Source organism: Anaerobiospirillum sp. NML120449 (assembly GCF_023051105.1).
Lineage (GTDB): Bacteria > Pseudomonadota > Gammaproteobacteria > Enterobacterales > Succinivibrionaceae > Anaerobiospirillum.
Genome location: NZ_JALKIL010000005.1, coordinates 114,176 through 125,305, shown reverse-complemented (window position 1 = coordinate 125,305; position 11,130 = coordinate 114,176). Strand labels below are relative to the sequence as shown.

1 protein-coding gene is annotated in these 11,130 nt (G+C 49.9%); it reads left to right on the top strand.

The genetic code is table 11. The features are described 5' to 3' along the window. Positions 1-615 precede the first annotated feature (615 nt). Complete coding sequence (locus MXE41_RS02795; protein WP_247099278.1) at positions 616-10,947, top strand: hypothetical protein; 10,332 nt, start codon at positions 616-618, stop codon at positions 10,945-10,947. The last annotated feature ends 183 nt before the right edge of the window (positions 10,948-11,130 follow it).

Here is an 11,130-nt window from a genome sequence, read left to right as displayed (position 1 = left end):
AGACATAAGGCGTATCTTGCCCCAAAAGTAAAATACGTCAACATAGATATGAGAGAAGATACATTGACAGCTGATGTGCAAGGCCATTGCTGCAGTCAGCCACGGCTCACACTTTGAGCATTTAAGGTCAAATTTTGCGTAATGCTGCCGATAATAGGACATTACCTGGTCTGAGCCAGGTTTTGCTCAGTCCGGGGCATTTAAGCCTTAACTGAACGAACAAACAGACAAAACCGCGCTGTCCTGACAAAGACAGCAGATTTAACAACTCTGATTCACAATCTCCATACAGTCGCCAGACTGTCTGTGCAGATTAAATATGTGCAGTACTGCTCAGGAGAGAGCAGGGAAGAACCATAAGGATTTCCCCGACAGCAAGGGTTAGCGCCACATACTCATGTAACACCACAGCACATGAGCTCCAGGCACACCTGCGCTGTCTCCCCGCCAGCCGACAAAGCCGCCTGCCCATAATCGAACCAGAGTCCCGATTTCCATTTTTTACCCCTGTATCCGATATCTGCCTCGGACCGGAACTCCACAGCAAGGCCAGTTGCCCGGCCCTCTGTGACCGGATCCGGTTATCCTGACAGGTTGTCGTGTAGAGAGCTAGTTATGAAGCAAACAAATTCCACCATCACATTTCTGTCAGCACAGTACCGTGCTGTACTGAAGGACGCCTATCTCAAAGGTCTGGCTTCTACCGCTATTCTCAGCACGGCAGCGCTGGCCAGCGTCTACTCCTCCACCGCCGATGCTGCAACCGCTTTAACTGATATCAATCAGCTTAAGAACAGTGGCGACTATACACTCGATGGCACACTGGGCGGAGGCTCAAAAGATTTTAAGGTAACCAGCAAGCTCGACTGGAAGGGCGACCTTACTGTTACTGGTGGTGACAGCAGTGATCCTTATAAGATCCGTGGCTACGGTCAGGGCTCAGGTATCACTGGTGATGGAACTCTTAAGCTTGATGGCCAGAATGCTGTTATGGCTCTCGGTGAGCCAGAGGGCGGATACGAGTTCAAGATGGACATCGGTAAGATTGATGTCAATCAGGGTGAGCTGCGTATACGTTCAGGCTACCACTCAGGCAACAGTGTTCAGGTAAGTGCTGATACCATCAATATTGGCTCTGGTGGTATTGTTCACATTGCAGAAACCGAAAATGCACATGGCTCATTAACAGCTTTTGGTCGTGACCATACTCATAAGGATGGTGCATCAGAAATCAATCTGAATGGCGGCACCATTATCATGAATGGCAAGAATGCTGAAAACGTCGTGCTTCAGGGCAATATTAAGGGCACTGGCGGTACCATTTCCTTTGCCGAGCACAATCAGCCAGGCACCGGATTTAACAACAACGGCACAATCAAGGCAACTGGCACCCTGGACAACACTACTATCAAGGTAGGTGGTGGTCGTACTGCTGTATTTGATTTTGACAAGGCTGCCCCTACCCTTCAGGGCTCTGATACCCATCTGAAGATCAACTCCGGCACCATCCAGATTGAAGGAGCTCCTGCTCAGGCCAATGCAGGCAAGGTCCATCTTAAAAACGGTACTCTTGAGCTTGGTCAGGGTGCAAAGATAACCAACCAGCATAAGCAGAATGCTCTGCTTACGATTGGTGATGGTGATAATGACCAGAAGGCCAAATTAAAGGCATACTGGGGTCAGGTTCATGACTTTGTGAATGCAACAAAGTCAAGTGATAATCATCACGGAACCATTGAAATTGAAAGTGATGGCGAGCTCAATCTTAAGAACAAGAACGGCTCAGCTGTTCACCTGAACAATTTCAAGTTTAATGACAAGCGCTTCATGGGCCAGATCCAGGTTCATGACGGCGCAACTATTTCTGCTGACAAGATGCTGGTCAATAAGGCACTTGTTACTGGCGATAATCCAACTGCCGGATGGGATCTTGGTAATGCCCTCAACCTCAAGGCTGATAAGCTCGAACTTCAGGAGGTTGGTAAGAACAATGTCGATTACAACTTCAATAAGGTCACTGTAAAGGATGTTACCCTCAAGACCTCAGGTGACGATTCTTTTAACCTTAAGAACACAATTGAGTTTGTAAATACCGAAGAAGTTGATAATCCATATGATGCCAGCCTCGATAAGGTCATGGCTGCTGGCAGCACCTCTATTGACAAGAATATCAAGCTCGAAAGCGGCGGCAAGCTGCACGTAGCTGCTGGCAATGTTACTCATCAGAGATACGTAAATCTTGCAGGTGGAGAACTGCAGGTCGGCGGTGCTGAAAACGATCCTGCAAGCAAAGGTATTGATGCCACTCTTAAGATTAAAGAGGGTATGGCACTTCAGAACATGGCCGATACCACTGTAAAGATTTACGGTAACGGTGTTCAGGAGATTCCTGTTAACGCAAATGGCGATAAAGTCAACTATAACAGCCATGCTACTCTTGACCTTACAACAGGAAAGATTGCTATTGCAGCAAGCAAGCAGCATAAGACTACTTTCGATGTTAAAGACGGTACCATAAAGTTAAATCAGGAAAATGCTGATCAGCTTCTTAATGCCAACAATCATAGAAATGGCTCCTCTCCTATGGGAGCTGCCATACATCTTGGTGGCAATGCCAGCATGGTTATCGAGGGAGATCTCAACGGAACCAAGAAAAATGGCAAGCATCAGGCATTTTCAATGGACAGATTCCAGAAAGTTGCTGATGCTGCAGGCGTAAAGACTGACAACATTGGTATTACTGGAACTGGTAATACTGTCGATGCCAAAAACATGCATTTAAAGGCTGATGCCATTGATTTTGGCAAGGGTAATACCCTCATTGCCAGAGAGGGCATGACCATTGACAGTGCCACTTATGGAAAAGGTGAGCTCGATCTGAAGAGTGGCAAGCTCGTTGTCGGTAAAGAGCTTAACTCAAAGAACCAGGTTGAGAACATCAAGGTTGGCCATGAGGCAGAGGTACAGCTTGGTTTTGCAGATCGCAAGACAGACCAGTTTGGTCGTCTGACCTCAGGCGGCGCAGCTGGTGAGCTTGCATCGCATTCAGCTGATACTGGTCATCTTGATATGAACCTTAATCTTGATGGCCTCGATGACAAGCAAAAGGCTGCCCTTAAGGTCAAGTATGGCTACTGGACTGCCCAGGATATTGATGCCAGCAAGAATGCTGTGATTGAAGTCGGCTCCGCAATGGAGGCTGACCACACTGCTGCGCCTGAATATGGCCAGACCGGTGCCCCTGTACTCGATGCCGGCACTGTAACTCTTGCTGACGGTTCCAGGATTGATGTACATGAGCACGGCTCGCTTAATTTTGACAAGCTCACCATGAATGGCGGCAACGTAGATGCCAAGGGTGAGATGAACTTCGACGAGCTGGTAATGACCGGTGGCGATATCGAAAGCACAGGGAACATTACTGGTAAGACTGCCAAACTCACAGATGCAACTGTTACTACTGAAAAGGATTTCAACTTCTCAGGCGACCAGGCCAGTTCTGTAAATAACAGCACTGTTCAGGCCGGTAATGACATCAAATTCGGCAATGAGCTTACTGTTACAAGCGGTGTGCTCAATGCAGGCAATGACATCACTGCAGGAGGCAAGTTCAAGGCCGGTGCTGCTCCTGCTGGTACACCTGTCAACATTACTGCCGGTAACGATATAAATGCCGGAGAGCTGGAAGTAGACGGATCCCGCCTGACTGCTGCGAACGATGTCAATGTAGATGGAAGACTGACTGTTAAAAATGGCGGAGTAGACGCCAAAAAGAACATGACAGTTGGTGATGACATTACTATTTCAAGTGGCTCCATTTCTGCTCGAGGAACTCTCAATGGCAAGGGGGATGTCAAGCAGACTGCAGGCGTGGTTAGTGCCGGAGTTATCAATGTTGAGGGCAAATACAACATTGCCGGCGGCGCCATAGGCGGTGGCAGTGATGTAACTGTTGGCGAAAAACTAACTGTTACAGGTGGCAATATCACTGTCAACCGTGACCTTATGGCCGGCGACTACTCCATGAGCAGTGGTACCGCAACCATTACCCGTGACGTCAAGGTTTCTGGTGATTTTGCATTAAGCAACGGCAAGGCTGATTTCAAGAGAGACCTTTCTGTTGGCAAGGATATGACTGTTACAGGTGGAGCTCTCACTGTAGACAGGCATGTAACTGTAGGCAACGATGCTACAGTTGAGAATGTAATTGTTAATGTTAAAGGCGATTTCAACGCAACTCAGGGACGAGTAACTGCCGCAAATAAAGGTAACTTAAAGGTCGGTGGCGCTTTTAACTTTGGCAATGTAAAAATCAACAGCGGTACTATTACAGCAGGCGGTCCAGTTACCGGTGGTAATGTCGATATGACCGGCGGTAAGCTTGAAGGAACCGGTAATGTTGAGGTAGGCAATGTCACCATGAAAGGTGGCGACTTAATTGCTCACAAGAAGTACAGCGGTGGCGATCTGACCATGTCAGGAGGCAATCTTACTGCCTCTGGCGACTTTGCTGGCGAAGACATCAGCATTACCAGTGGTACTGTTACTGCTGGCGGCGCCTTCTCCGGCGATATTCTTGAGATGGCTGGTGGCAAGCTTTCCAGCAACGGTGACATGACTGTTGGTAACACCAGCCTGACTGGTGCAACTGTAGCAACAGATGGCAGCTTTACCGCCAACAATTTCGACATGTCCGGCGGAACTCTTACTGCCAAGAATGACATTACCTTAAACAATGCTGATCTGAATAACGGTACAGTAACTGCTGATGGCAAGTTCACTGGCGGCAATGTCGTCATGAACGGTGGCAGCATTACCAGCTCTGGCGACTTTACTACTACAGGTGAGCTTGATGTCAGCAACAGTGGTACTGTTATTGCCGGTGGTAAGCTTACCTCTGACGATATCTTTATCGACGGCTCAACTGTAACTGCAAAGAATGACCTGACCTCTACAGGTTATATCGATGTTTACGATTCCAAACTCGATGTAGCAGGCAATCTGTCCGGTGATCGCAGCATGATTGTTGAGGGCAACTCAACTGTAAATGTCAGCGGTGCCGGTACTGTAGGAGGCCGATTCTCACTTGAGGGAGGTAAGGTCGACTTTGGTGGCAGCCTGGCTGTTGGTGATACTCTGCGTACTGAGGCCGGTACTCTTACAACCAAGGGCAATATTACCTCTGATAACCTGCTCATGAAGGGCGGTACCGTCAGTGCCAGTGGCGATCTGTTGCTGGCAGGCAATGCTGATATTGAAAGTGGTGACCTGACTGTTGGTGGCAACGCCAGTCTCGGTGGCAATATGACTACCAATGGCGGCAAGACCACAATTACCAACAGACTGGATATCCTTGGTGATGCCGTGCTTAACAGTGGCAGCATCACTGCCGGAAGCGCTATTACTGCAGGTAACATGCAGGTTAATGGAGCTGCAGTCAGTGCAGGCAATGGTCTGATTACCAATCAGCTTGATGTAACCAGTGGTTCTTTAAATGTAACTGGAACAGCCAATGTTGGTCCTCTGAACATCAATGGTGGCAGCATGTCCGTAACCGGCATGCTCAACGCTGATGATGCCAACATTACTGCTGGTAAGCTCAATACCTCTGGCAGCATGATTGCCAACAGCCTCAATATGGCTGGTGGTGAGGTAAATATCGGCACCATTACCAATGTTGACGGCTCAGTTTCTTCAGGCGAGCTCACAGTCAAGAACTTTGAGATGTCAGATGGCACTCTGAACATTCTCAACAGCAAGATGACTGCAGGTAAGGCCCCTATTGGCACCTCAACAGGTGACAAGCTCCAGTATGGCTTTACCACTACCGGTGGTGATATCAATATCAGCGGCGCCACTGCCAAGCTTGAGCTTGGTATTGAAGCCCTGCGAGATCTTGAGTTCAATCACGATATCCATGGCAACAATGGTAACGAGCATCCTGAGGGCTGGGACGGTGGTGAGATCGATCCTAAGAACAAGTATCTCAACAACATCTCTCTGACCGATGGTGCCACCATCAGATTTAACTTCGACGACAAGACCGTCCTGACTAAGGAAGACATCAAGAAGTTAAAGGAAGAGTTCCTCAAGAACCCTGATAAGGTACCTGATGGCAATATCGATATCGGCGGCGCCTTAATTGACAAGATCGAGGACGTAATCCTGCCTAACGGCGATATTGACTGGCAGAAGCTCAAGGTATTTATCGCTGAAAACGGTCTTGACGGTATCAAGTCTGACAATCTGATTGGCCGTCGACTGGTTAACATCCGTGACGGCGAAAAGGTTGTAGCTCACGTTGGCTCCATGCGCGTTGACGGTGATGAGTTACTGCTTGGTAACGGCTCTGTTAATAAGGCTGATGGCAACGGCGGCAAGTTCCTTGTTGATACCACCAGAAATGACGCTCTTATCGACGCCACTCTGGACTCCGGTGCCTCCTTTGAATTTAACAATGGTGGCAAGCTTAAGGACCTCTACCTCAAGGCAGGCAAGGAGAGCGACAAGACTAATCTCGTTATCGGTGGTGATGGCAAGGTATTAACCGAGGTCAACAAGATTCAGGGCCTTGGTAAGGGTGATTACACCAATGTATTCATCGAGGCACAGACCAAGTTCTCTGATGGCATCGATAACATTGCCAACGTAGCTGTAAATGCCCAGACAGAGGTCACTAATAATCTGACTAACATTGATAAGCTTGAGGTAACCGATAAGCTTAATGTTGGTGGCAAGCTTGAGAATGTTAAGGATATTGCTCTTGCCTCCGGTGACGTAACCATTACTGGTAACATTACAGGTACCAATACCATTGGTGCAGCAGGCAGTACTCTTACTGCCAATGGCGGTCTTGAAAACGTCAAGCAGATTATTGCTCACAGCTCTGAGCTCAAGTTCAACGGCGGTGGCATTAAGAATGGCGACAAACTGCAGCTGGTAGCCAAGAGTGACCTGCAGGCTTCAGGTGCTCTCGAAAACATTAAGGAAATTATCCTTGCTGATTCCAAGGCAACACTTGGCGGTGGTGTCAGCAACTCAAATTCCCTGACCATGGTTAATGGCTCTGAGCTCAGCTCAACTGGTGGCTTTGATCGCATCAAGGACATCACCATGGCTGGCTCTACAGCCACTGTAGGTGGTGCTATCAACGATACCAGGAACTTTGGCATGATTGACAGCACTCTGACTGCCAATGGTGGTATGAACAAGGTTGACAAGATCACCGTTCATAACTCCACAGCCAATGTCAGTGGCGGTATCGTTGACTCCGACAGCCTTGCTTTAACCGGCAACACTACCCTTAATACTCAGGGCGGACTTGATGATGTCAAGGAAGTTCTGATGGCCGGTTCCAAGGCAAACATTGGCGGTTCCATTACTGACTCCAAGAATGTTCTGCTTGCAGGTAACAGCAAGCTGACCACAACTGGTGGTGGCCTTGACCGAGTTGAAAAGTTTGAAATCTACGGTTCTGAGGCTGATATTGGCGGTTCTGTAAACCGTGGCGATAAGCTGGCTGCTCTCGACAGTACTCTTAAGACTTCTGGCGGCATGTCCGGAGTTAAGGATATTGGTCTGTCCAATACCAAGGCTACTGTTGGTGGCGCAATCGATAATGGCGATAAGCTTACTCTCGTCAACGGCACTCAGCTGAGCGTCAATGGCAATATTGATTACGTCAAGCAGATTGCCATGGATGCCTCCAGCGGTACTGTCAGCGGTTCTATTACTAATGCCAATGAGTTGCTTGCAGTAGGCAACAGTAAGCTCACTGTAAATGGCGGCCTTGATCAGATTAAGGAAATTGGCCTGTCCAAGGCTAATGTCAGTGTAACTGGCGCTATCACCAATTCTGACAAGATTACTGTTCAATCAGGTGGCACCCTTGCAGCCAATGGCGGCATCAAGCGCGCCGACGATGTTACCTTCAACAATGCCAGCGGCAGCTTCGGCGGTGAGATCAGCAATGTCGACAAGTTTGTTGCTGCAAACAGCACCATTACAGGTCAGGCTGGTTTTGACAATGTTAAGGAAATGGCTGTTTCCGGCGGCACTGTCAATATGGGCGGCGCCTTCAGGAATATAGATAAGCTGGCTGTTACCGGAAGCGGTACTCTGACTACTGCCAACGGCATGACTGGTGTTAAGGAACTTGCACTGGCAGGTTCAAAAGCCACCATAGGTAAGAATGTCCGTAACACCGATAAGCTGATCGCAACTGACGGAAGCACCATTGAGATTAAGGGTGATGCCCGCAGAGTACAGGACATTTCCCTTGATAAATCCAAGCTGACTGTTGGTGGTGATGTTTATAACTTCGACAGGATTCTGGCCCAGAACGGAAGTGCCATTAACGTTTCCGGCGGTGTCACCAGAGGTGATTCTCTTACTGTCAACAGTGGCAGCACCATCAATGTTGCCAAGGGCATTGACGATGTTAAGAACGTAGTCATCGAAGGTACGGCCAAGGTTGGTGAGAACATCGACGGCGGCGACAAGCTGGCCGTTGCTCAGGGCGCAACCCTTGAGGTAGGCGGAAATATCCTTGATGTTGATGCAGTATCTGCCTTTGGTAACCTCAAGGTTAAGGGTACCCTCCAGGCTGACAAGCTGATCAATGACCCTGCACAGGGTGCAGCATTCTTTGCTGCTGCCATTCCTCCTGCCGGTACCATCGAGGCTGAGGCCCTGGAAATTGGTAATGACAGTGGTATCGGTCAGACCGATTTCAATGGCAACCTCAAGGTCAAGGGCAAGACTGTATTTGCCAACCAGACCACACTTAACGGTGACAATGAGTTTGGTACTGTTGAGTTCACCAGAGGCGGTCACTTTGCCAAGGGCAAGACCAGTGCTGACGAGCTTCGTCTGGCCAACGGAGTTGAAGTCCGTGTTGGCTCAGATGGCAAGGGCGGCAGTGCTACCCTCTTTGCCAAGCACGGTAATCTCAATGGCGGCAGTCTGGTTGCTGACCCTGAGTACACCGAGCAGGCAACCATCGTGGCCATGAACACTGTTGGTTCCAAGGCTCCGACAGCTGCCAATACAGCAGGTGAGATTAACGGTACCGTAACTGCTCTGAAGAACTCTGTAGTGGCCATTGGTACCAGTGCCACCGATCTGGATGGCGCTGTTAAGGAAGTACAGACTGCATTTGCTCCATACTTCAAGGATGGCGCTCTGCAGGATCCAGCGAACAACAAGAATGCCACCGGTGCTATTGCTTATGTAGCAAAGCCTGTAACAGTAGCTCAGGGCGGCAAGATAGTTGTTGATGCCGGCCGCAGCTATGCTGATTACAAGAATGCTGACTCAACCTACAGAGGCAATGTTGACGGTAATGACATTTACCTCGACAGGAACTCTGCACTGGCTCTGCATAACAATGCCGTAACTGACAAGAATACCGCTGCAATCACCTTCAATAAGAAGGACGCCAGCATCTACGCCCGTGAGGACGCCAAGATTCTGATTGCAGGTACCTCATACAATCCATCTGCTCCTGTGAACCTGTTCAAGGATGCAGACGGCAAGGTTGAGCTGGTTACCGAGAACAACAAGAATCTCAAGCTCGAGTCAGTCAACGGCCTGTTTACTGCAGCTGACGGCATCGCTCCAGGTCAGGTAGGCGACGTACAGCTCACAGTTAACCGTGAGGTTGCTGCCAAGAGCTATAACCAGATCTCCCAGCCGGTACGTGATGCTCTGGCTACCTACGGTGGCTTTGCAGACAATGCCGATCGTCAGAATGTGCATGGTGACCTGGCTCAGAACGTTTCTTACGATGCCAGCAAGAGTCAGTTTACTGATGAAAATGGCAAGGTACTGGCTGCCGGCAAGTATGTGGCCGTCAAGAATGACGACGGTTCTTACAGCGCTTACCATGCCGCCGATAACGGTCTGCTCAACCATGTCCTGACTGCTACTAACGACGGTAGTGATGCTGAAGCTACTGTACGTATCGCCAGCCTTGGTGGTGCAGCCCGCACCGCCCTGGCCGCCTCTGACAGTCTGGCTGATGCCTTAGCTGCCCGCTCCGGTATCGATGCTGCAACTAACCCTGAGATTGTGGCCAGCGATTCTGACAAGGGTGGTCTGACTTCAACTCAGAGCAATGGCGGTGTCTGGGTAGCTCCTACCTATCGCAAGATCGATAATTCCGGTCTGAGCGCTGACGGTATGGACTATGGCAACGAGGTTGAGCTCAACGGTATTACTGCAGGTGCAGGCTTCCGCGTCTCCAGCAATGTTGAGGTTGGTGCAGCTGTTTCTGCAGGTAAGGCCGATGTCACCTCCAACGGCATGGCAGCTGGTGTAAGCAACGAAGCCAAGTACTTCGGTGGCGCTGTCTACGCCCGCAGTGAACACGGTCCGGTTACTATTGCCGGTGATGTTTCCTACACCAAGGCTGACAACGATCTGACTGCTCAGACTGCTCTTGGCGCTGCCAGGGCATCTGTTGACAGTGAGGCCCTGTCTGCCGGTCTGACCGCCAGCTACGCTATCAAGGCAGGTTCAGTGGACATCACTCCTCATGCCGGTGTACGTTTCACCCGTCTGGAGACCTCAGACCACGAAGTTGCTGTAAGCAGCAACCAGACTGCAAAGATTTCAGGCGATACTCAGAACCTGATCTCCGTACCAGTTGGTGTAAGCGTATCCCGCAACATCAAGCAGGGTACATGGAACATCAAGCCATCTCTTGACCTGACTGTAACTGCCAATGCCGGTGACAAGAACACCAGCAGCGAAGTCAAGTGGGAAGGTGTGAAGAACATGACCACCAACCTGAGCACTCAGGTAGTGGACGATGTTACCGCCGGTGTTAAGGCCGGTGTCAGCGTACGCAATGGCGGCTTTGCTGCCGGCGCCGCCGTCACCTACAAGACCTCAGACACCTCTGATGATCTGGCAGTAGAGGCCAACGCCCGCTACGACTACTGATAAGTCCACAGAGCCGGGGCTGCAGTGCAGCAGCCCATGGCTCAGTACCGCAGGACCGCAGGACCGGATGCAGCAGGCCGGCCTGCATACGATTTCCTTACCAGGACCCGCATGGTTCATGTGCTGCCTCTGGCAGTGCCTGCGTCATGCGGGTCTTTTTTTGCCTGCTGCGCGCTCATTTGC